The 25,047-nt window shown below is 71.6% G+C and carries 23 protein-coding genes; 7 read left to right on the forward strand and 16 right to left on the reverse strand.

Annotated features, from left to right (window positions below):
* Nucleotides 1-12: 12 nt before the first annotated feature.
* The 8 genes from pyrE to KBX71_RS14425 form a co-directional block, all read right to left on the reverse strand.
* Nucleotides 13-552 (reverse strand): orotate phosphoribosyltransferase, encoded by a 540-nt coding sequence (gene pyrE, locus KBX71_RS14390; RefSeq protein ID WP_112586136.1) that lies wholly within the window; start codon nucleotides 550-552, stop codon nucleotides 13-15.
* 169 nt (nucleotides 553-721) lie between these two features.
* Entirely contained in the window at nucleotides 722-1,531 is an 810-nt protein-coding gene (locus KBX71_RS14395) for an SDR family oxidoreductase (RefSeq protein ID WP_210818376.1), read from the reverse strand.
* A 10-nt stretch (nucleotides 1,532-1,541) separates the two neighbouring features.
* Nucleotides 1,542-2,198, reverse strand: coding sequence for a hypothetical protein (locus tag KBX71_RS14400; RefSeq protein ID WP_210818377.1), 657 nt, complete (start codon nucleotides 2,196-2,198; stop codon nucleotides 1,542-1,544).
* A 72-nt stretch (nucleotides 2,199-2,270) separates the two neighbouring features.
* Nucleotides 2,271-3,038, reverse strand: a complete 768-nt coding sequence (locus tag KBX71_RS14405; RefSeq protein WP_210818378.1) for a hypothetical protein — start codon at nucleotides 3,036-3,038, stop codon at nucleotides 2,271-2,273.
* A 93-nt stretch (nucleotides 3,039-3,131) separates the two neighbouring features.
* Entirely contained in the window at nucleotides 3,132-3,752 is a 621-nt protein-coding gene (locus tag KBX71_RS14410; RefSeq protein ID WP_374102600.1) for a DUF4178 domain-containing protein, read from the reverse strand.
* 121 nt (nucleotides 3,753-3,873) lie between these two features.
* Nucleotides 3,874-4,254, reverse strand: coding sequence for a hypothetical protein (locus tag KBX71_RS14415; protein WP_210818379.1), 381 nt, complete (start codon nucleotides 4,252-4,254; stop codon nucleotides 3,874-3,876).
* Nucleotides 4,255-4,364: 110 nt separating this feature from the next.
* Nucleotides 4,365-6,956, reverse strand: a complete 2,592-nt coding sequence (clpB, locus tag KBX71_RS14420) for an ATP-dependent chaperone ClpB (RefSeq protein WP_210818380.1) — start codon at nucleotides 6,954-6,956, stop codon at nucleotides 4,365-4,367.
* Between the two features lie 85 nt (nucleotides 6,957-7,041).
* On the reverse strand, nucleotides 7,042-7,686 hold the full coding sequence (locus KBX71_RS14425; RefSeq protein WP_210818381.1) for a TetR/AcrR family transcriptional regulator: 645 nt from the start codon (nucleotides 7,684-7,686) through the stop codon (nucleotides 7,042-7,044).
* A gap of 85 nt (nucleotides 7,687-7,771) precedes the next feature.
* On the opposite strand from KBX71_RS14425, the gene KBX71_RS14430 reads away from it, so the two are divergent.
* The gene (locus tag KBX71_RS14430; RefSeq protein WP_210818382.1) at nucleotides 7,772-8,908 is read left to right on the forward strand and encodes an epoxide hydrolase family protein; all 1,137 of its coding nucleotides are present in this window, start codon (nucleotides 7,772-7,774) and stop codon (nucleotides 8,906-8,908) included.
* Between the two features lie 188 nt (nucleotides 8,909-9,096).
* Here the strand turns inward: KBX71_RS14430 and KBX71_RS14435 are convergent, their stop codons facing one another.
* Nucleotides 9,097-10,188, reverse strand: a complete 1,092-nt coding sequence (locus KBX71_RS14435; protein WP_210818383.1) for a hypothetical protein — start codon at nucleotides 10,186-10,188, stop codon at nucleotides 9,097-9,099.
* A gap of 30 nt (nucleotides 10,189-10,218) precedes the next feature.
* Here KBX71_RS14435 and KBX71_RS14440 point away from each other — a divergent pair, with 30 nt between their 5' ends.
* The 3 genes from KBX71_RS14440 to KBX71_RS14450 all read left to right on the forward strand — a co-directional run bounded on the left by KBX71_RS14440 (nucleotide 10,219) and on the right by KBX71_RS14450 (nucleotide 12,763).
* Nucleotides 10,219-10,719, forward strand: a complete 501-nt coding sequence (locus KBX71_RS14440) for a cation:proton antiporter regulatory subunit (RefSeq protein ID WP_030332098.1) — start codon at nucleotides 10,219-10,221, stop codon at nucleotides 10,717-10,719.
* Between the two features lie 5 nt (nucleotides 10,720-10,724).
* Complete coding sequence (locus tag KBX71_RS14445) at nucleotides 10,725-11,939, forward strand: cation:proton antiporter (protein ID WP_210818384.1); 1,215 nt, start codon at nucleotides 10,725-10,727, stop codon at nucleotides 11,937-11,939.
* 392 nt (nucleotides 11,940-12,331) lie between these two features.
* Nucleotides 12,332-12,763 (forward strand): hypothetical protein, encoded by a 432-nt coding sequence (locus tag KBX71_RS14450; RefSeq protein WP_030332093.1) that lies wholly within the window; start codon nucleotides 12,332-12,334, stop codon nucleotides 12,761-12,763.
* A 359-nt stretch (nucleotides 12,764-13,122) separates the two neighbouring features.
* Here the strand turns inward: KBX71_RS14450 and KBX71_RS14455 are convergent, their stop codons facing one another.
* The 5 genes from KBX71_RS14455 to dnaK form a co-directional block, all read right to left on the reverse strand.
* The gene (locus KBX71_RS14455; protein WP_210818385.1) at nucleotides 13,123-13,335 is read right to left on the reverse strand and encodes a hypothetical protein; all 213 of its coding nucleotides are present in this window, start codon (nucleotides 13,333-13,335) and stop codon (nucleotides 13,123-13,125) included.
* Nucleotides 13,336-13,472: 137 nt separating this feature from the next.
* Nucleotides 13,473-13,913, reverse strand: coding sequence for a heat shock protein transcriptional repressor HspR (locus KBX71_RS14460; RefSeq protein ID WP_124815960.1), 441 nt, complete (start codon nucleotides 13,911-13,913; stop codon nucleotides 13,473-13,475).
* Between the two features lie 30 nt (nucleotides 13,914-13,943).
* Nucleotides 13,944-15,125 (reverse strand): molecular chaperone DnaJ, encoded by a 1,182-nt coding sequence (gene dnaJ, locus KBX71_RS14465; protein WP_210818386.1) that lies wholly within the window; start codon nucleotides 15,123-15,125, stop codon nucleotides 13,944-13,946.
* A gap of 88 nt (nucleotides 15,126-15,213) precedes the next feature.
* A complete protein-coding gene (gene grpE / locus KBX71_RS14470; protein WP_210818387.1) occupies nucleotides 15,214-15,969 on the reverse strand; it encodes a nucleotide exchange factor GrpE in 756 nt (251 codons plus the stop codon).
* A 48-nt stretch (nucleotides 15,970-16,017) separates the two neighbouring features.
* Nucleotides 16,018-17,886: a molecular chaperone DnaK gene (gene dnaK, locus KBX71_RS14475; RefSeq protein ID WP_210818388.1), complete on the reverse strand. Its 1,869-nt coding sequence runs from the start codon at nucleotides 17,884-17,886 to the stop codon at nucleotides 16,018-16,020.
* A gap of 220 nt (nucleotides 17,887-18,106) precedes the next feature.
* Between dnaK and KBX71_RS14480 the strand changes: the two genes are divergently transcribed.
* From KBX71_RS14480 to KBX71_RS14490, 3 genes are read left to right on the forward strand one after another with little or no spacing between them, the layout of a single operon-like run.
* The gene (locus tag KBX71_RS14480; RefSeq protein WP_210818389.1) at nucleotides 18,107-19,927 is read left to right on the forward strand and encodes a GTPase domain-containing protein; all 1,821 of its coding nucleotides are present in this window, start codon (nucleotides 18,107-18,109) and stop codon (nucleotides 19,925-19,927) included.
* Nucleotides 19,924-21,609 (forward strand): GTPase, encoded by a 1,686-nt coding sequence (locus tag KBX71_RS14485; protein ID WP_210818390.1) that lies wholly within the window; start codon nucleotides 19,924-19,926, stop codon nucleotides 21,607-21,609. The genes KBX71_RS14480 and KBX71_RS14485 overlap by 4 nt, the downstream gene beginning before the upstream one ends.
* 57 nt (nucleotides 21,610-21,666) lie before the next feature.
* A complete protein-coding gene (locus KBX71_RS14490) occupies nucleotides 21,667-22,890 on the forward strand; it encodes a hypothetical protein (RefSeq protein WP_210818391.1) in 1,224 nt (407 codons plus the stop codon).
* Nucleotides 22,891-22,979: 89 nt separating this feature from the next.
* Here the strand turns inward: KBX71_RS14490 and KBX71_RS14495 are convergent, their stop codons facing one another.
* Together KBX71_RS14495 and KBX71_RS14500 are read right to left on the reverse strand one after the other, a co-directional pair.
* Nucleotides 22,980-23,603: a phosphatase PAP2 family protein gene (locus KBX71_RS14495; RefSeq protein WP_210818392.1), complete on the reverse strand. Its 624-nt coding sequence runs from the start codon at nucleotides 23,601-23,603 to the stop codon at nucleotides 22,980-22,982.
* 65 nt (nucleotides 23,604-23,668) lie between these two features.
* Nucleotides 23,669-24,559, reverse strand: a complete 891-nt coding sequence (locus KBX71_RS14500; protein ID WP_210818393.1) for a hypothetical protein — start codon at nucleotides 24,557-24,559, stop codon at nucleotides 23,669-23,671.
* Nucleotides 24,560-25,047: the final 488 nt, after the last annotated feature.

Raw genomic sequence — 25,047 nt, forward strand, 5'->3', positions numbered from 1 at the left:
ATCGGCAGACTTTTACGCCACAAGGCCGAGGTCAGCCAACGTATAGGCCGCCCGGTACGGCAATCCGGCGGCTCGCACCGCGTCGCCGGCGCCTCGATCAACAATAACCACCACGCCCACGACTTCCGCCCCGGCCTCGCGAAGTGCCTCGACAGCGGTCAAAACACTTCCGCCCGTCGTGGAGGTGTCCTCCACTGCCAACACACGTCGGCCGGCCACCTCCGGTCCCTCGATCCGCCGCTGAAGACCGTGGGCCTTGCCCGCCTTGCGCACCACAAAGGCGTCCAGGGCCCGGCCGGTCGGAGCGGCGGCGTGCAGCATCGAGAGCGCGACAGGGTCCGCGCCCAAGGTGAGGCCCCCGACGGCGTCGAACTCCCAGTCGGCGGTGAGGTCGAGCAACACCCGGCCGACCAGAGGAGCGGCCCGGTGATGGAGCGTGACGCGCCGCAGATCCACGTACCAGTCTGCCTCGCGCCCCGACGAGAGCACGACCCGTCCGTGGACCACAGCCAGGTCGGTAATGAATTTACGCAGGTCGTCGTGGTCCCCCATGGCGATAGAGATTACTGCGCAACTCTGAACGTCGCGTGTGGGGTCCACCCTGATCAGCCCCGAGAGGAACCAATGACTGGCGATGTTCGACTACGCTCAGCAACTGGGCCGACAACGGCGCGCCAGCGCCGTCCCACCGCCCGCTCGGGGTCGACGGGCCGGTCGAGGCTCAGCGCTCGTCGCGACCGATCCGGCCGCGGGTGTCCCGCGCGACCGCCTGGAGCAGCCGTCGCGGCGCGTGTCGCATGCCGGCGACGACCACCTTGTACTTCCACGCCGGGATGCTGACCATCTTGCCTTTGCGCAGGTCACGCAGGGCTTCGTCCACCACGTCCTCGGCCCGCAGCCACAGCCACTCAGGCGTCTTGGACATGTTGATGCCGGCCCGCTGGTGGAATTCCGTGCGGGTGTAACCGGGGCAGAGCGCCATCACCTGAACGCCGAACGGCCGCGCCGACTGGCCGACCGACTCACTGAAGTTGGTGACCCACGCCTTGCTGGCCGAGTACGTCGATCCGGGCATCGCCGTACCGAACCCGGCGACCGAAGAGACATTTATCACTGCCCCATTTCGCCGTTCAGTCATCGGTCGTAGTGCAGCCAGGGTGAGCCGCATGACTGCGTGCACGTTGAGCCGCAACAGTCGCGCCTCGTCCTCCGCCGTGGAACGCAGGAACGGTTTGTTCAGGCTGATGCCCGCATTGTTGACCAGCAGATGCACCGGGCTGCCATCGGCGAGTCGCTGCTCCACGGTGGCACAGCCGTCGTCGGTGGACAGATCCGCCGAGATCGTCTCCACCTCGCGGCCGAACGCGGCACCCAGCTCGGTGGCCAGCTCGGTCAGCCGCGCCGCGTCGCGGGCAACCAGCACCAGGTGCCAGCCGTCGGCGGCCAGCCGCCGGGTGAACGCCGCGCCGATGCCGGCGGTGGCCCCGGTGATCAGGGCTCGGCGCTCGGCAGTCGTGGGGTCGAGCGTCACGGTGCGGTCCTCACCTGGGCGGGTACGGGGGCGCGGGTGGCGCCGACGGGGGCTGGTGCGGGGCGGGCGTGAACCCGGGCGGTGCGGTTGGCGCCGTCGAGCGGTGACGGCCGAACCAGATGTTCGCCGCCGGCAGCGCCAGCAGCGTAGCTACTACAAGGTAACCGAGCCCCTGTGCGACGGAAAGCCCGGCGTTGAGCGGGATCCACCAGGACGGGTACGCATCGCCGATCAGGCCCAGCAACTCGGCGAGAGCCTCCTCGCCGGAGCCCAGTTGCAGCGGCGCGGCCCGCTCACCGACGACCACCGCCACGCTGCAACAGCCAGCGAGCAGGCCGAGCCCGCTGACCACCCAGGTCGCCACCCGGACGCCGTTGCGACCGGTCAGCAGCCCGAGAGCCAGGCCGGCGAGCAGCAGCGCGGAGAGCGCCGCCACCACCGCCGTCAGCACCGCGGAGGCGCGGAGCAGAGTCACCACGTCGTCGATCTGCTCCGCGCTCGCCGAGGTGTCGCGGGCGGCGGAGCGGAACGCGTCGACAGTTCCGCCCAGCACCACCAGGTCGACCACTGCGTACGCGAGCGCGGCGACCGCCATCACCAACAGCACGGCCGCGGCCGACAGGACGGCGGCGGGCCGGCGGGCCGGTGCCGATTGGGGGTACGACACGACGAATCCCTCCGGTAGGCGTCGGGTTGCAACCTACTCGGAGGGATCGTCTGCGTCGTGCTTATCGAGCCGTCAACTCGTCGACGGCGGGGTTGACCCGGGCCGGTCCGTGGGCGGTGTGTCGTCCGGGCGGTCCCCGGCGGGCGGCGGCGGGTAGCTCGGCTCCCCACTCGACGGATAACCCGGCTCAGCGGATGCCTGCGGGTAGCCGGGCTGACCCGGCGCCTGCGGGTGGCCCGGGTAGCTGGCACCCGGCGTCGGCGGCTCCCAGCCCGCGGTCTGCTTGCGGAAGAACGGGTTCGCCTTCGGCAGCGCCAGCAGCACCAGCGCCGTGATCAGCGCGATCAGGCTGAGCACGCCGAGCACAAGGCTGACCGGGGTGACCCAGGAGGGCAGGGCCTCCTCCAGCCGGCGCTGGATCTCCTCGGTGCTCGGCCCGTCGCCGGTGTTCCCGCCACCGGTGTTGAAACCGCCGGCCGCGTTGCTGAGCAGGCCACCGCCCACACAGCAGACCATGATGCCGCCGACGATCCAGGTGGTGATCCGGGCGCCGTTGCGGCCCTGGTTGTTGAACAGGGCCAGCACGCCCAGCACGACCGCGAGCAGCAGCAGGACGACGCTCCCGCCGATGCCGATGACGGCGAAGACGCTGGCCACCTGGTCGCCGTCGGTGGTGCTGCCCGCGTACGCCTCACGAAGCGCGTCTCGCGTCTTACCGAAGGTGCTGAGCGTGATGATCAGACTGATCACCTGAAGTGCCACGAACAGGAAAAGCAGGTAGCTGGAAATCGACACGATGGATGGCCGCTGACGGGCCGGCGTGCTCTGGGAATCGACCACGATTCTCCTTCCCTAAGATCGCGCCCACACCGTATCGACAACCGGCCGGTTCGGCATGCCGTGACGAGCCCGGCGCGCCCCTTCCGGTCCGGCTCAGCGGGCCTCGGGCGTGGGGCGGATCGTCAGGTCGGCGGGGTCGAGCAGGTCACCGCGGGCGACCCGCCAACCCTCTTCGCCGTACGCCTCGAAGGAGAGTCGTGCGGCGCCCCCGGACTGGTAGTCGTGGTAGCGCATGGTGCCGGTCGACGGCAGGTCGGTCTCTCCGGTGGCTGTGTAACGCGCCTGCCCGGTCTCGGCCCAGGTGTAGCGCCGGCCGCCGAGTTCGATGGTCGGGGCGCCGGGAGTCACGGTGGCGCCCGGTTCGGCGGTCCAGAGCACCAGCTCGAGTTCGGGGCCGTCCTCCACGGAGAGCCGGTGGCGAATGCCGGAGTCGTCGTCGAGCAGGTGCTGCACCCAGCTCCAGTCGCCCTCGACCAGGCGGATCGTGGCGCTCACCGCGTACTCCCGCTCGCGGATCCGCACGCGGTCGCCCGGCGTCAGGCGGAGCGGGCCGCCGCGCGGCGACTCCGCCGCGCCACCACGCGCGGACCGTCCGGTCGGTGGCAGGCCGCCGGGCCCGGCCGTCGCCCGTCGGCGGGCCCGCGCGACGATCAGGACCACGACCACCACGAGTACGGCAAGCGCCGCCACCAGGCACATCACCAGCACGTCCACCCGACTACCTCCCCAGGTTCGTCGGCGCAGACGGTAACAACCTTCGGCACCCTCGGGACCCGTACCGTGACCGACAGCTCAACTACCGATGGCACCGGCGACGTCGCCCGGTGTGCACGGCTCAGGCTGCGGCGAGCCGGCGACTGGCGTAGGTGCCCAGGGTTTCCCGGTCCATCACGCAGCCGACGAAGGTGGTGAACTCGCTCGGGTCGTCCCGCAGGGACGTCCAGGCCGCTCGGGCCGCCGCCGGGTCGACGCGCTCCAGCAGCGTGGCCGCGTACGCCCTGCCGGCGGGTGTGCCGTCGGCCAGCACCCGGTCAAGCTGGCGGCGTACCTCCTCGGGGTGGTCGTCGAGAGCGGCCGACACCCGCTCGTACGCCTCCGTCACCGGCAGCAGAGTCCCGGCGATGCCGACTCCTCCGAACGCGAGCGTGTCAGCCGCCACCAATGTGTCGACGGCCGCACCAAGTTCCCGCTCCCACTTCTTCCCAATCCCGAACATGCCCAACTCTTTCCCCGCCCACCCCACTTCGACCCCGTTGATCATGAAGTTATTGTCCCGACACGCCACGATCCCGGGCAATAACTTCATGATCAACGCAGGAGGCGGGTTTAGGCGGAGGTTACCGAGAGGGTTTTGATGTTGGGGGTTCGGTCTACCTTTACCGTTTCGCCGTCGCGGATCTGGCCGGACAGGAGGGCCTTCGCCAACTGGTCTCCGATTGCGGTCTGGACCAGGCGACGGAGCGGGCGGGCGCCGTAGATCGGGTCGTAGCCGTGCTCGGCGAGCCAGTCCCGGGCGGACTCGGTGACGTCCAGTGCCAATCGACGGTCCGCAAGACGGTTTCGCAGCCGGTCCAACTGGATGTCGACGATGGAGCGCAGGTCGTCCCCGCGCAGCGAGGCAAAGACCACGATGTCGTCCAGCCGGTTGAGGAACTCCGGCTTGAAGTGCGACCGGACCACGGCCAGCACGCCCTCCCGGCGCTGCTCGTCGGCGAGCGTCAGGTCGCTGATCATCGACGACCCGAGGTTGGACGTGAGGATCAGGATCGCGTTGCGGAAGTCCACCGTACGACCCTGGCCGTCGGTGAGCCGGCCGTCGTCGAGCACCTGGAGCAGCACGTCGAAGACGTCCGGGTGGGCCTTCTCCACCTCGTCCAGCAACACCACCGAGTACGGCCGTCGGCGCACCGCCTCGGTGAGCTGACCACCCTCGTTGTAGCCGACGTAGCCGGGCGGCGCACCCACCAGGCGAGCGACCGAGTGCTTCTCGCCGTACTCGCTCATGTCGATTCGGACCATGGCCCGCTCGTCGTCGAAGAGGAATTCGGCGAGGGCCTTGGCCAACTCCGTCTTGCCGACGCCGGTGGGGCCGAGGAAGAGGAAGCTGCCGGTCGGGCGATCGGGGTCGGCGATACCGGCCCGGGCACGGCGTACCGCGTCGGAGACCGCGCCGACCGCTTCGGGCTGGCCGACCACGCGGCCGCCCAGCGACTCCTCCATCCGCAGCAGCTTGGCCGTCTCACCCTCCAGCAGTCGACCTGCGGGGATGCCGGTCCAGGCGGCGACGACCGCGGCGATGTCGTCCGCGCCGACCTCCTCCTTGAGCATCGCGCCATCGGCCTGGAGCTGGGCCAACTCCTCCGCGGCCTGCTTCAGCTCGACCTTCAGGGCGGGGATCCGGCCGTAGCGCAGCTCGGCGGCGCGCTCCAACTCGCCGTCCCGCTCGGCCCGCTCGGCCTCGCCGCCGAGGCGCTCCAACTCCTCCTTGGCAGTGGAGAGCTTGGTGATGTGACTCTTCTCCGTCTGCCAGCGCTCGGAGAGCACTGTGAGCTGTTCGCGCTTGTCGGCCAACTCCTTACGGAGTCGCTCCAACCGCTCGGCCGAGGCGGCGTCCGGCTCCTTGGCCAGGGCCATCTCCTCGATCTCCAGCCGGCGGACCGCCCGCTCGATCTCGTCCACCTCGACCGGGCGGGAGTCGATCTCCATCCGGAGGCGGGACGCGGACTCGTCGACCAGGTCGATCGCCTTGTCCGGCAGGAACCGGTCGGTGATGTAACGGTCGGACAGGGTCGCGGCGGCGACCAGCGCGGCGTCGGTGATCCGTACGCCGTGGTGCACCTCGTAGCGCTCCTTGAGCCCACGCAGGATGCCGATGGTGTCCTCGATGGTCGGCTCGCCGACCAGCACCGGCTGGAAACGACGCTCCAGCGCCGGGTCCTTCTCGATGTGCTCGCGGTACTCGTCCAGCGTGGTGGCGCCCACCATTCGCAGCTCACCGCGGGCCAGCATCGGCTTGAGCATGTTGCCGGCGTCCATCGAGCCCTCGCCCTTGCCGGCCCCGACGACTGTGTGCAGTTCGTCGAGGAACGTGATGACCTGCCCGTTGGAGTTCTTGATCTCCTCCAGGACGGACTTCAGCCGCTCCTCGAACTGGCCCCGGTACTGCGCGCCGGCGACCATCGCGCCAAGGTCCAGCGAAATCAGCTTCTTGTCGCGCAGTGACTCGGGCACGTCGCCGGTGACGATCCGCTGGGCGAGGCCCTCGACGATCGCGGTCTTGCCGACGCCGGGCTCGCCGATCAGCACCGGGTTGTTCTTGGTACGCCGGGAGAGCACCTGGATGACCCGACGGATCTCGGAGTCCCGGCCGATGACCGGGTCGATCTTGCCGTCCCGGGCGCTGGCGGTGAGGTCGACGCCGTACTTGGTCAGGGCCTGGTAGGTCTGCTCGGGGTCGGCGGTGGTGACCCGGCGGTCCCCACCACGAACTGTCGGGAAGGCCGCGACCAGGGCCTCCTCGGTCGCACCGACGGTCTTCAGCGAGCCGGACACCGCCCCGCCCACCCGGGCCAGACCGGCGAGCAGGTGCTCGGTGGAGGTGTACTCGTCGCCCAACGGCCGGGCGATCTGCTCGGCGGCGCCAATGGCGTTGACGAACTCCCGAGCCAACGTCGGCTCGGCGATGCTGGAACCGCGTGCGGCCGGCAGGTTGTCGACAGCACGCTGGGCGGCCTGGCGCAGCTCGGTCGGGTCGGCCCCGACGGCGCGCAGCAGACCGGTGGCGGTCGAGCCGTCGGTGTCCAGGAGTGACAGGAGCAGGTGCCAGGGTTCCACGGTGGCGTGACCGCGCTGGTTTGCCAGCGCGACAGCGCCCGTGATGGTCTCGCGGCTCTTGGTGGTGAGTCTTTCGGTGTTCATGGGCTCCCCCGGATCGGCGTTGTCCATTGGATTGGACACAACCAGAGTTGAGCGTATTCCGCTCAACCTTAGCGCGTGACGCCCATCACTCCCGGCGTCGCCACCGCCAGTCGAACTCGCCGGCCGCCGGGGGCGGGCCGGGCAAAGGATCCGCGTCCGGCACCGACGACAGGCCGGCCAGCAGGACCGCGAGCTGCCGGCGGCGCAGTTGGCGGGTCCGCTCTGGATCGGGTACGCGGACCGCGGCGCACGCCTCCAACAACAAACCCAGATCGTGTACGACCGCGTCGGAGCGCAGCCGCCCGCTGGCGTGGGCCCTGTCGACCAGGGCGGTGGCCAACTCGCCGGCGCGCCTCGCGTCCCGACCCATCTCCTCGGTCGGAGTGAAGGTGCCGGCCAGGTGGACGGTGAGCGAGTGCACGTCCGCGTCGACCACCCGGGCCAGGAAGCCGGTGAACGCGGCCCAGTCGTCCGGCTCGGTGAGGGCGGCCTCGGCCTCCGCGACGTACCGGCGCAACCCGTCGTGGCAGAGCTGGCGCAGCAGGTCCTCCTTGCCCGCGTACCGCCGATAGAGCGCGCTGATGCCCACGCCCGCCCGTTCGGCGACGGCGGCGATCGGCGCCTTCGGGTCGTCGAGGAAGACGGCGCGGGCGGCTTCGAGGATGACCTCGTCGTTGCGGGCGGCCTGGGCGCGGCGACCGCCAAGCGTCTTGCCGGAAGTCGTTGACATGCCCCCAGCCTAGCAGTGGAACGGATCGTTCCGGTCTGCTATGGTGATTGCAGAACGAAACATTCCGTTCCGAAGGAGTTCCGGCATGAGCGACACCGCGATCCGCCCGTTCCGCGTCGAGATCCCGCAGACCGCCCTCGACGACCTGGCCGACCGACTGGGCCGCACCGTCTGGCCCGCCGACCTGCCCGGCACCGGCGACTCGTACGGGATGGGCACCGACCGGGTTCGCGCCCTCGTCGACCGGTGGCGGGGCGAGTTCGACTGGCGCGCCGTCGAGGCCCGCCTGAACGCCCACCCGCAGTTCGTCACCGAGATCGACGGCGAGCGGATCCACTTCCTGCACGTCCGGTCGTCCCGGCCGGACGCCACCGCGCTGGTGCTCACCCACGGCTGGCCCGGTTCGATGCTGGAATACCTCGACGTGATCACCCCGCTCACCGAGCCGACCGACCCGGACGCGCCGGCCTTCCACGTGGTCATCCCGTCGCTGCCCGGCTTCGGGTTCTCCGGCCCGACCCGCAGCGCCGGCTGGAACCGGTTCCGCACCGCCCGCGCCTGGGCCGAGCTGATGAACCGCCTGGGGTACGACAGCTACGGCGCTGTCGGCAACGACGCCGGCTCGATGATCGCGCCAGAGCTGGGCCGGATCGCTCCGGAGCGGGTGGTCGGCGTACACGTCACCCAGCTCTTCTCGTTCCCCTCGGGCGACCCCGCCGAGTTCGCCGGGCTCTCCGAGGCCGACCAGGCGGCGCTCGGGCACCTCCAGTGGTTCTACGAGAACAAGTTCTCCTTCAACCAGGTGCACAGTCAGCAACCGCAGACCCTGGCGTTCGCGCTGGCCGACTCGCCGGTGGGGCTGCTCGCCTGGAACGCCCAACTCTTCGACGAGAGCCTGGACCTCGATTTCATCCTGGCCAACGTGGCGCTCTACTGGTTCACCGGCACGGCCGCCTCGGCGATCCGGTTCTACTGGGAGGACGCGCACGCCGGCGAACCGCCGACCGAGCCGACCACCGCTCCGACCGCGCTGGCCATGTTCCCCGGCGACTTCCAGTCCATCCGCCGCTTCGCCGAGCGGGACCACGCGAACATCGTCCGGTGGACGGCGTACGAGACGGACGTCGAAGGCCGTGGCGACGTCGGCGGCCACTACGCGGCCCACCAGGCCACCGACGTGCTGGTCGCCGACATCCGCGAGTTCTTCGCCAGCCTCCGCTGACCTCGGCGTGCCCAGGTGCCCGCACCCGCACTGCCGGGGCGGGCACCGGCGCGTCCAGCCCCGACTCCCGGCGCGCAGCGCCCGGCGCGGTTGATCCTGCAGGCCGAGGGCTTGATCGAGGGCCACCAAGGCAAAGGCACGTACGTGGCCGAGAAGTAGATCAAGTAACCGGATCGTCGGTGGGGGCGTCAGGAGATGTCGAGGATGATCTTCGTCCAGTGGCGGTCGGCCACCCAGCCGACGCCGAGCAGGATGTCACCGTCCCCGCCGGCGGCCACGATCGTGCCGTCGGTCAGCACGGACAGGCTGCGGTCGGGGCCGATCGGCCAGGGCAGCTCGGTGTAACGACCGTCCCCGACCGTGGCCGTGCCCGTTCCCGCCGAGCTGGTCACCGCGAGCAGCCCGCCACCGATCGGCGCGACCGATTGGATATGGGGCGGATGCCCCTCGGCGCGGATCGGATCCCACCCTCGGCGCAGTCGCCACAGCGCCGGAAAGGACCTGCGGTCTGGTCGCTCCCCGACCAGCCACGCCGTCCCGTCCCGCTCGACCACGGCCCGCAGCACACCGACGTGCCCGTTGGGAGCCGGCACCGGGGTCTGCTGCCAGCTCCGCCCTCGGTCGAACGAGACCGCCGCATACGACTTCCCGTCCTCCGATCCAGCCGCGACCACCAGCAGGCCGTCGCCCGCGTCGACAGTGCTCAATCCGGGTACGCGCGGCTGCGCGGCCAGCGGGCGCAGCCGCTGGCCGTCCCACTCGCCGACCTGACCACTGCCCTCGATCAACTGGAATCGACTCTGCGCGCCGACCCACTGCGGCGGCGGCCCGTCCAGGCTGTGCGTGAACGAGGCGCCACCGTCGGTCGAGGTCCACCAACCGTGCGGCTCACTCAACAACGTCAGAACCCCCGGCGCGGCGTAGAGCTGGTGGTTCTCTGCCGCCGGGTGGGGATGTCGCAACTCCCGCCAGGACCGTCCGCCGTCGTCGGTGGCGAACAGTCGCGCCGGACAGTCGTCGCCGGGCGGCGGCTCGCCGCAGTTGGCGAAGAGGGCATAGCCGTGTTCGGCGTCGACGAACTCGACGTACGGAGGGTCGTACCGCTGTGGAACGGCGACCCGGACGCGGCGTACCTCTGCGACGGCGGCCGACGGAGACGGCGTGGTGACGGCCGCTCGGGACGACGGGGTCGGCGGCTTCCGGCGGACGTCGCCGATCGAACATCCAGCCAACAGGGGTACGAGCAGCAGCACCGCCCGACCTGATGTCCGTCCGATCATCTGTGTCTCCGAAGCAGTAGTCTTGCCCGGGTGCGAGTACGAGTCGAGCAGACCGCCTTACCCGGGATCGGGGTACGTCACGATCTGGTGACGGAGTCCGGACGCCGCCTGGGCGTCGTCTCCCACCGCAATGGCCGCCGTGATCTCGTGCTCTACGACCCCGACGACCCCGACGCCTGCCAGTCGGACATTCCGCTGACCGACGACGAGGCCGAGGCTCTGGCCGACATCCTCGGCGCGTCGCTGATGCTCGGCCAGCTCTCGGGGCTCCGCGAGCAGGCCGCCGGTCTGCTCACCGAGCAGATCGCCATCACGGCCGGGTCCCCGTACGTCAACCGGAAGCTCGGCGACACCAAGGCGCGTACCCGCACCAGCGCCTCCATCGTGGCAGTGCTGCGTGAAGGCGAAGTGATCGTTTCGCCACTCCCCTCCTTCCGCTTCGCGGCCGGCGATGTGGTGGTCGTTGTCGGGACCCGTAGGGGTCTCGACGGCGTGTCCGCCATCCTCGCCGACAGTGACCCGGACGGCTGAGGCGGATGCACGATTTCACCACGCTGCTCATCGAAGTCGGTGCGCTGCTGCTGTTGCTCGGGCTCCTCAGCCGGCTCAGCCGACGCTTCGGCCTCTCGCCCATTCCCCTCTACCTGCTCGCCGGGCTCGCGTTCGGGCACGGCGGGCTGCTGCCGCTGGACGCCAGCGAGGAGTTCTTCGCAGTCGGCGCCGAGATCGGCGTGATCCTCCTGCTGGTGATGCTCGGCCTGGAGTACTCGGCCAACGAGCTCGTCGGCAACCTGCGCTCGGCGGCACCGGCAGGGCTGATCGACGGCGTCCTCAACGCGCTCCCCGGCGCGGGGTTTGCCCTGCTGCTCGGTTGGGACTGGGTCGCCGCCCTGGTACTCGGCGGCATCACCTGGGTCTCCTCCTCCGGGGTGATCGCCAAGGTCCTCGCCGACCTGGGCCGGCTCGGTAACCGGGAAACCCCGGTGATCCTCTCGGTGCTGGTCATCGAGGACCTGGCGATGGCCCTCTACCTGCCGCTCGTCACCGCCGTACTGGCCGGCACCGGCCTGCTCGGCGGCGGGATCGCGCTCACCGTCGCGGTGGGCACGGTGCTGATCGTGCTGGTGGTCGCCATCCGGTACGGCCACCTGATCTCGTCCGCCCTGTCCGCGAAGGACCCGGAGGCGCTGCTGCTCGGCGTACTCGGTCTGACGTTGCTGATCGCGGGCCTCGCCGCGTCGCTCCAGGTGTCGGCGGCGGTCGGCGCGTTCCTGGTCGGCATCGCCCTCTCCGGCCCGGTGGCGCACCACGCCACCGAGTTGCTCTCGCCCCTGCGGGACCTGTTCGCCGCGGTGTTCTTCGTCTTCTTCGGCCTGGTCACCGACCCGCAGGACATTCCGCCGGTGCTGCTGCCGGCACTCGCCCTGGCCGTGGTCACCATGGCGACGAAGACGCTCACCGGCTACCTCGCCGCCCGCCGGGTCGGCATCGCGGAACCCGGTCGATGGCGGGCCGGCCTGGCACTCGTGCCCCGAGGTGAGTTCTCCATCGTCATCGCCGGGCTCGCGGTGGCCGCCGGGAGCGTCGAGCCGCGGTTGGCGGCGCTGGCCGCGACGTACGTCCTGATCACCGTGGTGACCGGGCCGATCCTGGCCCGGCTGCCGGACTTCCCGTGGTTCAAGCGGTGGCTGCGCACCCGCGCGGCGGCCCAGCGGCGGGAGTCGACCCCGGTCGTCGACTCATTGCACTGAGCTCCACCTGAACGCTGCGGCTGCGTGGGTCGCACCCTCGCGAAGGTAGAAGCGGAGATCCTCGATCGTCTTCGTGGGCCAGCAATTGCGCGGTCCGCTCGACTGCCCGGTCGCGGTCCCAATCCACGGGACGGCGACCGGGCGGGGCGAAAAGCCACTCCAGCCCCATGACGAACTGGGCCTCGGCACCCCGCTGGAACCGTCGAACATGGATTGTCACAGGAGCATCATCGGCCGCGCTGTCGATGTAGTGGACCCACCCATGCCAACGGTTGCGGAATTGCTCCCCGCGGGGACTACCGCAGCAACCGTGGGCGGGTTACCGTTTCGCCCCAGCAGCCACGGTCCGCAGGCAGCGTTGCCAGACGCGGGCGAGAGCGGAAGGTTGGCCGGTGAGCGTGCAGGAGTCGACTTTCCACGGCTTCGCCAACCCCGTCGATCCGACTCCGGCGGAGTTGCGAGCGTGGGCGTACAAGCCCGATTCGGTGCCGTTGGCCTCGATGCCACCCGACTGGGACCTGCTGGTCTCCGGTGACCGACTGGTGTTGACGCTCTTCGAGTTGGCCATGGATCCGACCTGCCCGGCCCGACGTTTCGCGCTGCACTGCCTCTACATCTACGCGGCCGACGGCATCCGGACGAACTTCCGCGCCCACCCCAAGCGCCGCTTCCGCAAACTCGTCGAACAGGCCGAGCGGGACGGCGACGAGTTGATGAAGATCTGGGCGCACAACGGCCGCGTGCTGTTGGCCCGACCGGATCTCTTCGTCTACCGGGACTGGTGCGAAGGCGGCCTGGTGCGCGAAAACCGCCGCCTCGGCTGAAACGGCCAGGCGGCTCCCTCGCCGGCGTTGGCTGGGTGCTGTTGCTGTTTGCGGCCCTTTGGAGCTGATGTCGCGAACGATTCACGCCCGGCCCGCCCAGGATCGGTCAGCCCGGATCGGGCGGTCAGTCGCGGCCGGTCGAGGTCGCGGCCGGTCGAGTTGGGTCGGGGCAGAGCTCTGGCGTGATGTCGTAAACGATTCAGCTCGAAAGGACCTACCTTCGGCCGGACACCCACCCCGAGCCGAGGGCGGCGTCCCAGCGTCCGGCCCGCACCTCCGACAGCGAACGGGCCGCGACCCCCGCTGCGGCGAACGGGCCGGGACCCCCCGTGGGTCCCGGCCCGCACGTCGGTCACCGGTCAGTCCTGCTTGTGTTCCGTCTCGCCTCGGCCCCGGTCACCCGCGTGGTCCCGTTCGCCGGCGTTGTCGCCGTCCTCGGCGAACCGACCGGCGATGATCCGGTCCCGGTAGGTCCCCTCGGTCACCTTGTCGAACTTCTCGCGGACGGTTTCGGCCAGGTTCTCCAACCGGTCCTCCGTCTGCTGGGCCATCTTCTTCGCCGGCTCCGCCATCGCTCCCCCTCGCCATGCCGGTAGGTCCGTATTAAGCCGATTGGACCCTTATCGACAGGCTAACCGAAGCGGCCCGGACCGCGCCGGGGAATCCAGCGCGGTCCGGGCCGAGAAGACAGATGCGGGTGAGGGGCAGGTCAGCGATCGGGTGTGCGGCGGGGGCGCCACACCACCAGGGCGGTGGACGTACGGTTTGTCGGCACCAGATCCCGGCCCGGGAAGCGGGCCAGCGACTCCAGTTCAGCCACCCGGCGGTACGCGGCGTCCAGCTCCGCCTCCAGCCGGGCGACCCGCTGCTGCGCCTGATCCAGCAACCGCTCCAGCCCGATGATCCGCTTGACGCCGGCCAGGTTGATCCCGTCGTCCTGGCTGAGCCGCTGCACCTCGCGCAGCAGCACCACGTCGCGGACGCTGTAGCGACGCCCGCCACCAGCGGCTCGGCCGGGCTGCACCAGCCCCAGTCGGTCGTACTGACGCAGGGTCTGTGGGTGCATCCCCGCCATCCGTGCCGCTACCGAGATCATCAGCACCTTGGCCTCGTAGGCAGGGTCGCCCGAACCGAGGAACTCGCCCGACATCCCGCTCACCTCCGCGTCCATTCCACCGGACTAACTGACTCGACGCACCCGTGCGTCGAGATGTTCCCGGGCCGCCGGCGGGGTCTGCTCGGCGAACGACTCCAGCGCCGTGCGCGCCTCGTCCGACAACCGGGCCGGCACCACCACGTCCAGTGTGACCAGCAGGTCACCGGCCTGCCCGTCACGGCGGACCACACCCTTGCCGCGGGCCCGCAGGACCCGCCCGCTCGGCGTCCCCGGCGGAACGCGCAGGGTCACCGCGCCGTCGAGCGTGGGCACCCGCAGGTCCGTGCCGAGCACGGCCTCCGCGAAGGTGACCGGCACGGAGAGCGTCAGGTCGTCTCCGGTACGCCCAAACAGCTCGTCCGGCCGAACCTTGACCTGCACGAACAGGTCACCAGCCGGGCCACCGCGCTCGCCCGGCTCGCCGCGCCCGGCCAGCCGGATGCGTTGACCGTCGGCCACCCCGGCCGGGAAGCGCACGTTCATCGTGCGGGTCTTTGTGACACCGCCGCTGCCGTGGCACTCCGGGCACTTCTCCTCGACCACTGTGCCGACGCCCTGGCAGTTGCGGCACGGCTCGGAGAAACTGAACGACCCCTGGTCGCGGGTGGTCACGCCGGCACCATGACAGACCGGGCAGGTACGCGGCTGGGTGCCGGGCTTGGCCCCGTTGCCGTGGCAGGTGTCACAGACTCCCGGCGCGCGCAGGGTCAGGGGCAGCGTCACCCCGCGCACCGCGTCGCCGAAGTCCAGCGCCACCTCGGTCTCCACGTCCCGGCCACGGGCCGGGCCGCGCGGCGCGGCCTGCCCACCGGCCTGACCACCGCTGAAGATCGAGCTGAACAGGTCCTGGAAGCCGGCGCCTCCGAAGCGACGATCGCCACCTCCGGCGCCGCCGAACATGTCGGAGACGTCGAACGGCACGCCGCCCGGCTGACCTCCACCCCGGGCGTTACGCCGGAACGCGCCCGAGCCGAAGAGGGAACGCATCTCGTCGTACTCGCGACGGCGGCCGCTGTCCGACAGCACGTTGTACGCCTCGGACGCGGCCTTGAACCGCTCCTCGGCCTTCGGGTCGCCCGGGTTGTGGTCCGGGTGCGATTCCCGGGCCACCTTGCGGTACGCCTTCTTGACGTCATCCGCGGAGGCGGCCTTGTCCACGCCGAGCACGGCGTAGAAGTCCTTCTCGATCCAGTCCTTCGAACTCACCGGTCCACCTCCTTCCGACCCTGGTGGCCCGGCCGTCCCGCCCACCGCTGCTGCGCGGTGGGCGGGACGACCCGGTCACTGTCTGGCACTATTCCGGATCCGCGACCGCTACCAGCGCGGGGCGCAGCAGCCGCTCACCGAGCTGGTAGCCGCGTCGCATGACCTGCACGCAGGTCGGCTCGCTGACGTCGGCCGAGGTCTGGTGCGCGACCGCCTCGTGCCGGGTCGGGTCGAACGGGTCGCCCTGCTCGCCGAAGGCGTTCAGGCCGAACTTGCCCAGCGCGGTGGTGAGCTGTTCCGCCACCGTGCCGAACGGCCCGACCAGGTCGCCATGCTCCCGGGCCCGGTCCAGGTCGTCCAGGATCGGCAGCAGCGCGGCCAGCACCGAGCCGGTCGCCTGCTCCTGCACGAGGCTGCGGTCACGGTCGACCCGCTTGCGGTAGTTGGCGTACTCCGCAGACACCCGTTGCAGGTCCCTGGTCCGCTCGTCGAGCTCGGCCCGGAGCGCCTCCAGCTCGGCGCCGAGCGAGGTGCCCGTGCCGCCGCCGTCCACCGGCTGCGCCGGGGCGTCCACCACCGGCGGACCGGACGGCTCCGGCCCGTCGGTGGAGTTGACCTCGACCTCGATCTCGTCGACCACGACCTCGGCGTCCTCGACCAGACCCTCGGCCGGCACACCGGTCTCCGCGTCGGCGGCGGTCCCCTCCGGCTCGGCGGTGTCGACGAGCTTGCGGTTGTTGCGGATGACGACCCGTTCCCCGTCGCCGGTCGGCTCCGTGGTCGCGGAGCCACCCGGCGTCGACCCGGTGTCGTCCGGGTCGGCGGCTCGTGGCTTCTGCGTCATACGGCTACCTCATCCCCTTCGCGGTGGACAGGTGTCGGAGGCCGACGGTCACTTCTTGCCGTCCTCGTCCACGATTTCCGCGTCGACCACGTCGTCGGCGCCGCCGGCCTGCGGGCCGGTCGCACCGGTCGCGCCGGTCGCACCCGGGCCGGACTCGCCACCCGGCTGCTGACCCTGCTCGGCCTGCTGCGAGTAGAGCAGCGAGCCGGCCTGCTGGGAGACCTGCGCCAGCTTCTCGTGCGCAGACTTGATCTTCTCGATGTCCTGACCGCCGAGGGCGCCACGCAGCTCGCCGAGCGCCTCGTTGAGCTGCTCGCGGTTCTCGCTGGGCAGCTTGTCGCCGCTCTCGGCGAGGAACTTCTCGGTCTGCCACTGGAGCGCCTCGGCCACGTTGCGGGTCTCGGCGTCGTCGCGGCGGCGCTTGTCCTCCTCCGCGTGCTCCTCGGCGTCCCGGCGCATCCGCTCGATGTCGTCCTTCGGCAGCGAGGAGCCACCGGTGATCGTCATCTTCTGTTCCTTGCCGGTGCCCAGGTCCTTGGCGTGCACGTTGACGATGCCGTTGGCGTCGATGTCGAAGGCGACCTCGATCTGCGGCACGCCGCGCGGCGCCGGCGGGAGGCCGGTCAGCTCGAAGGTGCCGAGCTTCTTGTTGTAGGCCGCGATCTCCCGCTCACCCTGGAACACCTGGATCAGCACCGACGGCTGGTTGTCGTCCGCCGTGGTGAAGACCTCGGAACGCTTGGTCGGGATGGTGGTGTTGCGCTCGATCAGCTTGGTGAAGATGCCGCCCTTGGTCTCGATGCCCAGGCTGAGCGGGGTCACGTCGAGCAGCAGAACGTCCTTGACCTCACCCTTGAGCACACCGGCCTGGAGGGCGGCGCCGACGGCGACCACCTCGTCCGGGTTGACGCCCTTGTTGGGGTCACGACCGGTGAGCTGCTTGACCAGGTCCGTCACGGCGGGCATCCGGGTCGAACCGCCGACCAGGATGACGTGCTCGACGTCGGAGATCTTGATCCCGGCGTCCTTCACGGCCTGCTCGAACGGGCCCTTGCAACGGTCCAGCAGGTCCTGCGTCATCCGCTGGAACTCGGCGCGGCTGAGCGTCACGTCGAGGTGCAGCGGGCCGGCCGCGCCGGCGGTGATGTACGGCAGGTTGATGTTGGTGGTGGTGGCGGCGGACAGCTCGATCTTGGCCTTCTCGGCTGCCTCGCGGAGCCGCTGGAGGGCCATCTTGTCCTGAGACAGGTCGATGCCGTGCTCACCGCGGAACGTCTTGACCAGGTGGTCGATGATCCGCTGGTCCCAGTCGTCGCCACCGAGCTGGTTGTCACCGCTCGTCGACTTGACCTCGACGACGCCCTCGGCCAACTCCAGCAGCGACACGTCGAAGGTGCCGCCGCCGAGGTCGAAGACCAGGACGGTCTGCTCCTTGGAGCCCTTGTCCAGCCCGTACGCCAGGGCGGCCGCGGTCGGCTCGTTGACGATCCGCAGCACGTTGAAGCCGGCGATCTCACCGGCCTCCTTGGTGGCCTGGCGCTGGCTGTCGTTGAAGTAGGCCGGGACGGTGATCACCGCGTCGGTGATCTGCTCGCCCAGGTACGCCTCAGCGTCCCGCTTGAGCTTCATCAGCGTCCGGGCCGAGATCTCCTGCGGGGTGTACTTCTTGCCGTCGATGTCGACGGACCAGTTCGTGCCGACCTCGCGCTTGACCGACCGGATCGTCCGGTCCGGGTTGGTCACCGCTTGACGCTTGGCGACCTCGCCGACGAGCACCTCGCCGTTGCGGGCGAACGCGACGATCGACGGAGTCGTCCGCGACCCCTCAGCGTTGGCGATGACGGTGGGCTCACCGCCCTCGAGAACGCTGACGCAGGAGTTCGTCGTGCCGAGGTCGATACCGACCGCACGTGCCATCTTCGCTTCCTCGCTTCGTAAGGTTGTGCAGGTGACGGGCGTCGCCCGTGGGCTGCTGGCGAGCACCGCCCGCAGCGGGCCCCACCACAAGTTGAGTGAACTTGACTCAATAGTGCCACGCGTTGGCCAATCGTCAAGTTGACTTGAGTCACCCCGACGCAACCCACCCGTTATTACCGTCCGGTTGTCTTCCCTTGCATCGGTCGGGCACGCTTTAGCGGTGACGACGCACGGCGATCCCGCCACCCGTTCCGGTGCGCCCGCCGTCGCAGCCCGCACCGACCCGCCGGACGCCGCGGAGGAGCCGCCCGCCACCACCGGGGACGACGGCCTCCCCGGCGCACTGTCGGGCCTCCGGGAGGCGATCGGCGCGACCCGGTATCCCCTCGCGCTGCCCTCTGCCAGCTCCGCCCGGCAGACCGCGACTGCCCTCACCGACCAGCTCGACGACTACCTGCTGCCCCGACTCGCCCGACTCGACGCCCCACTGCTCGTGGTGGTCGGCGGCTCCACCGGCGCGGGCAAGTCGACCCTGGTCAACAGCCTGGTCAAGGCACGGGTCAGCGCCGCCGGCGTGCTCCGGCCGACCACCCGCTCCCCGGTGCTGGTGTGCAACCCGTCCGACGCGGCCTGGTTCCGGCAGGGTGACCTCCTGCCCGGGCTGACCCGCACCACCGAGCCGAGCGACGATCCGCGCGCCCTGCACCTCGTCACCGCACCGGCCCTGCCCGCCGGGCTGGCCTTCCTCGACGCGCCCGACATCGACTCGGTCGTCGACGCCAACCGGGCGCTCGCCACCCAACTGCTGGCCGCCGCCGATCTGTGGCTCTTCGTCACCACCGCCGCCCGGTACGCCGACGCGGTGCCCTGGGAGCTGCTGCGCAGTGCCCGCGCGCGAGGCGCGGTGATCGCCATGGTGCTGGACCGGGTGCCCGCCGAGGCCATCGACGAGATCGCCGCGCACCTGACCGAGATGCTCGCCGAGCAGGATCTCGGCCGGGCGCCGCTGTTCGTGTTGCCCGAAACCTGGGTCGACGGCCAGGGGCTGCTACCCGAGGGAGTCACCGCGCCGCTGGCCGACTGGTTCGCCCGGTTGGCCGCCGACGTGGACGCGCGGGCGGCGGTGGTCCGCCAGACCCTCGACGGGGCGCTGGCCGCACTACACCCCGCCGTGGAGGATCTGGCCGACGCCGCCGACGAGCAGCTCGCCGCCGCCGACGGGCTGGACGAACGGGTCCTGGCCGCGTACCGGGGGGCCGAACGCACCGTCGAGCAGGGGCTTCAGGACGGCCGCCTGCTCCGAGGTGAGGTGCTCGCCCGCTGGCAGGAGTTCGTCGGCACCGGCGAGCTGTTCCGCACGCTGGAGGCACGGATCGGCCGCCTACGGGACCGGGTCGTGGCCGCCGTCACCGGCCGGCCGGCACCCGCCGTCGAGTTGCGCAACGCCATCGAGTCCCAGCTGGTGACACTGCTGCGCGGGGTGGCCTCGGAGGCCGCCGAATCCGCGTACACCGGGTGGAAGGCGCACCCGGCGGGCACCGGGCTGCTCGATCCGGCGCTCGCCCACCCGAGCGACGACCTGCCCGAGCGCGCCGAGCGCATGGTCCGGGACTGGCAGCGCGGAGTGCTGGAACTGGTTCGGGTCGAGGGCGGGGACAAGCGGTTCGTGGCCCGCACCGCCGCGTACGCGGTGAACGCCACAGGGCTGGCCGTGATGATCGCCGTCTTCGCCTCCACCGCGTTCATCCCGACCGGGCTGGAGTTGGCCACCGGGGCCGGCACCACTGTCGCCGCGCAGGCCGTCCTCCAGGCGATCTTCGGTGACCAGGCGGTGCGTACCCTCGCCGCCAAGGCCCGCGCCGACCTGCTGGACCGGGTGCGGACGCTGCTCGACGCGGAGGCCGACCGCTTCCTGAGCCGCACCGCCGACGCGCGCCCCGCCACGGACGCCGGCGACGGGCTGCGCCGGGCCGCCGGCCGGGTCGAGCTGGCCCGGCATCGCAGCGGGCTGTCCGCCGGCGACGAGGAGGGTCACCGGTGAGCAACATCGCCGGCCGGGTACGCGAGGTGTTCCGCGGGGACCAGCGGGTCGACGCCGACGCGCTGATCGCCCGGCTCGACGCGGTACGCCGGTTCCTGACCGCCGTGGACGGTCTGCTGCCGGACGCCGACCTGGTGCCCGCGCACACACTTGTCGAGCGGGCCGGCACCCGGCTCGCGCTGTCCCGGGACCACACGGTGGTCGCCCTGGCCGGCGCCACGGGCAGCGGAAAGTCCAGCCTCTTCAACGCGTTGGCCCAGCTGGAACTCTCGCCGGTCGGGGTCCGCCGGCCGACCACCGGCGTCACCCACGCCTGCGTGTGGGGGCCGTTGGAGGGCGCCAACCATCTGCTCGACTGGATCGGCGTACTGCCCCGACACCGCTTCGTCCGGGAGAGCGCCCTGGACGCGGACGACGAGACGGCCCTGCACGGGCTGATCCTGCTCGATCTGCCCGACTTCGACTCGGTGCAGCGATCTCACCGACTTGAGGTGGACCGCCTCCTCGGCCTCGTCGACCAGGTGGTCTGGGTGGTCGACCCGCAGAAGTACGCCGACCGGGTCATCCACGACAGCTACCTGCGCGAGTTCCACAGGCACCGCGACGTCACACTTGTCGTGCTCAACCAGGCCGACCGGCTGCCGCCGGCCGAGGTGCCCCGGGTCATGGACGACCTGCGTCGGTTGCTCGACACGGACGGGCTGACCGGTGTGCCCCTGCTGGCCACCACCGCCGTCGATCCGGCCGGGATGGTCGGGCTGCGCAGCGCCCTGGAGCGCACGGTCGCCGAGCGGCAGGCCGCGTTACGCCGGCTCGCGGGTGACGTCGACACGGTCGTCGCCGGTCTGGACGAGCTGGTCGGCTCGGCCCGGCCGGCCGGGGGCCCGGACGACACCGCCATCAACGGGCTGAACCGGGCGTTGGCCGGGGCGGCCGGGGTGCCCGCGGTGACCGAGGCCGTGGAGCGGGCGTACCGGCACCGGGCCGGCGCGGCCACCGGCTGGCCCGTGGTCCGAGGGTGGCGGCGGTTGCGACCCGACCCGCTGCGTCGGCTGCACCTGCCCGGCCCGACCGGTGACCAGGCCGACCCGGCGGAGAGCCTGGTCGCGGCCACCTCGGTACCGGACCCGACGGCCGCCCAGCGCTCGGCGCTCGGCCTCGCCATCCGCGCGGTGGCCGACCGGGCCGCCGCCGACCTGCCCGCCGCCTGGCCCGGCGCGGTGACCTCCGCCGCCCGGTCCCGCCTCGGCGACCTGCCGGACGCCCTGGACCGCACGATCGCCGGCACCGACCTCGGCCTCGACCGTCGACCGCTGTGGTGGCGGATCGTCGGCGGTGCGCAGTGGTTGGTCACCCTCGCCGCCGTGGTCGGGCTGGGCTGGCTGGTGCTCGGCTACGCGCTGCGGGCGCTCGGCCTGCCCGCGCTGGACAACCCGATGCTCGGTCAGGTGCCGCTGCCGACAGTGCTGCTGCTCGGCGGCCTGCTGGCCGGCCTGCTGGTGGCGGCGCTGACCCGTCCGGTGGTGCGCTGGGCCGCCCGGCGGGTCCGGGCCCGCGCCGAACAGCGGCTGACGGCACGGGTCGCCCAGGTGGGCGACGAGTACGTGCTGGCACCGGTACGGATCGTGCTCGGCTCGTACGCGCAGGCACGCGACGCGCTGCGGGACGCCGCACGCCGCTGACGCTCCGCACGGCCCGCTACCGCTCTGAGTACGCCCACAGCGGCGTAGGGTCGGAGCATGGCCACGCCTCAGACCCCCTACGACGCGGTGCTGCACGCCGCACGCGACGTGACCAAGCTGGAGTCCGCCCTCGACGCCGAAATGCTCGGCAGCGCCCTGCTGGGCAGTGTCTACGCGATCGCGGAAACCGACCGCGACACCGCCGTACGGGAGTTCGTCACCGGTTTCCTCGCCGCCACCACCCGTCGCAGAGTCGCGGCGGCGACCACCATCCGGCAGGTCTTCGCCACGCTCGTCCCGACCGCCGAGGGCGCCGAGCGGGTGCGTCCGGGCAGCCAGGCGCCCACCTGGACGACCCAGCTCGGCCGGGTGCACCTCACCGGCACCTGGGCGTACGGCGACGTGTACGGCGATCAGACCTCCTACCTCGCGACCTTCGCCTACGACGACGAGTCCGGTGGCTCGGAGCACGCACTGGTGGCCCTGGTGGACCACAACATCGGCATCACCAAGGACATCTTCGTGGGCGGGCCGGCCGAACGGATCCTGGACCAGGTCCGGCAGATGTGCGCCGACGACGAGTTGACCTGGTTCCGTACCGAGGATCCAGCCCGGTTCCGGGGCGAGGTGGCCCGCCATCTGGCGGTCACCGACGACCTGGGCGAGTTGCCCGGCGAGGGGTCGCTCGCCACCGACCGGGCGTTGGTCGGTGCCCGGCTGGCGATGCTGCCCACCGCGGCCGACCCGACCGTTCCGGCGGAGGTCGAGCCGCTCTCCGCGGCCGAGCGCACCGACCTGGTCCGGCAGTTCCTCGCCGCGCCGGAGGCCGCCCGCTTCGGGCTGGACGCCGTCGACGGCCCCGAGTTGGCCTCGCTGCACTTCTGCCTGAGCCTGCTGCTGGACCACTCGGCGAGCTTCCCGGACGCCGACCCGATGCGCTGGAGCCCTGCGGTGTCCGGGCTCTTCCTGCTCGACTGGGTGCACCGCCGGGCCGTGCTGGACATGGACGACGCGGCGATGCTGCCGCGGGTGCTGCGGGCCTGGGCACGGTACGCGTCGCGCCAGCGCGGGCTGCCCGAGGCGGCGGCGGCGCGCACCGACGAGGCGATCGAGGAGATGGTGCCGGAGTTCGCCCGTCTCTACTCGACAGGTGAGCGGCGCAGCGCGGCCACCGCTGCCGTGGCGCAACTGATGGCCGACGGGGTGGATCCGGACGACCCGGCCGCGCTGGACGCCTGGATCGAGGCGAACCGGCACCGCCTCGCCGACGACGGCGCCTGACGGCGTCCGAGGGTGGGCGGCTCCGCGCCGCCCGCCCGGCCAGCCGGCACGGCCCGCCCCGGTAAGGCGCAGCGCCGCCCCGGGTCGCCCTAGCGCAGCGGGCCGAAGACCACAGCGGCGATCAGGGCGCCGAGGGCACCTCCGGCCAGCACCTGGGCCATCGTGTGGTCCCTCAGCCGTACCCGGGACCAGCCGACCACCGCCAGCAGCGGTGCCGCGACGACCAGCCGCGTCCCGAAGGTCAGCATCAGGATGACGAGCGTGCCGGCGGCCACCGCCGAGTGGATCGACATCTTCCACCAGTGGCTGACCGACACGGCGACGACGAGGCCGACCAGCCCGGCCACCGCCAGCGCCAGCACCGGGCGGGGCGCGCCGAACACGGCGAGCAGGGCGAGCCCCGCCGCGACCGAACCGAGGCCGACCAGCAGCGGCGCCCGGCGCTGCTCCCGGCGGCCGACGTGGTGGTCGGTGAGCCGGCCACGGCGTACCCCGCCGACGATGTAGGCGAGCGGGATGCCGGTGACGAAGAGGGTGGCGAGCAGACCCCAGGCGAGGCCCTGACCGGGGCGGCTCGCGCTGTGCCAGCTCACGGTGAGGATCAGCAGCGACACGAGCACCGCCGGTGCGGTCACCTCGGTGACCAGCCTGGCGATCCGCAACCCCGGGCCGGGTCGGGTGGTGACCGGGCGGAGTTCCGCACCGCCGCCCACGCCACCCCCTCCGGTACGCGCCTACCGCCGAACACCGCCGGCACCGGACGGGCCGCGTCTGCTCGTCACCGTACCGTCGGCGACACCGCGAGGTGCGTCGGTCCGGCCAGCGGCGCCGGGCTGACGCTGGGCGTCGGGGCGACGGCCGACGGCGACGGGATCGCCGGGCTGGGCCGGCGGGTCGGTACCGCGGGCGGTGTGGGTGTGGGGGCCGGCACGGACCGGGTGCTGGTCGGCACGGCGGTCGCGGTCGCGTCGTCGGTCGGCGTAGGTGTCGGGTCCAGTGTCGGGTCCAGCGTCGGCGTCGGGTCCAGCGTCGGGCTCAGGGTCGGATCGGGGTCGGCCGAGCCGGTCGGATCCGGGTCGGTGGGATCCGGGTCCGGCGGATCGGTCGGGTCGGTCGGGTCGGTCGGGTCGGTCGGGTCGGTCGGATCCGGGTCCGGCGGGTCGGTCGGGTCGGGGTCGTTCGGCGGCGGCGGAGCGCCGGGCGGGGGTACGGGCGGAGAGGTGCTCCGCGTGGGTTTCGGCGCCACCGCCGGGGCGGTCGTCGGCAGGGCCGGCCCGGCATCGGCCGCGGCGGGCCCCGGCAGTGGACGCCGCGGGGCGGCGGGCAGCCAGCCGCCGGTCGGTCCGACGCTGGGCGTGCCGAGCGGCGGAAGCGGCGGTTGGCTGGTCGTCGGCAGCGGGATCACCACCGGACCGACGGACGGGGTCGGCATGAACGGGGTGCTGCTGTCCGGCAGGGCGGTGCTGCCCGGGGTGGCCGAGCCCGCGCTGATCGCGGCGAGGATGGGCATCGACGCGGTGCCGGCCAGTAGCGCGACGGTGAGCAGGTACCCGCGGGTGGGGCCACCGGCGCCGGGGGCACGGTGAACGCCGACCATCCGGCGGTAGCCGCCGACCGACCGGTGCCGACCAAGCGCTGGTGTGCCGGGACCGTCACCTGGCTCGTACACCGCACACCCCTTGTCGTCGACCGTCGGAGACATGGATGAACGCCGCCGGGGCAAGAACCCGACAAATAACCTGATAGGCGCGATCCTGCGGGAACCAGCCTCGCGCAGTCACCCTGCGTCAGCCAACCTCCACCGCGTGTCGACACGCGATGCTGGCCGAACGGTGACGAATCGTGCCGCAACGCATGGGAAACGTAGGCCGGCGTGATGGCGACAAACGGCGTCAAAGCGGTGGCGGTCGGAACGCGGGGGCAGGCGTACTGTGGGCGCGCTCACCTGCTCTGCGAATATGGAGCACGACGGCAACGCAGCCGTGACCTCCGCGCACCCTCGCGGCAGGCGCGGTTGAACGCCGGCGCTCCCGATCCGGGTTCGGCCAGAACCCGGTTCACGCCGTGCGGCAACCCCCACCGGGGCTAGGCGCGGCCGCCAGGAACCGGCCCGGCAGCAGCCGGGCAGGCGCACGAGTTGCGCGGCCGGGTGACCCC

This window comes from Micromonospora sp. D93 (genome assembly GCF_018070365.1).
Lineage (GTDB): Bacteria > Actinomycetota > Actinomycetes > Mycobacteriales > Micromonosporaceae > Micromonospora > Micromonospora ureilytica.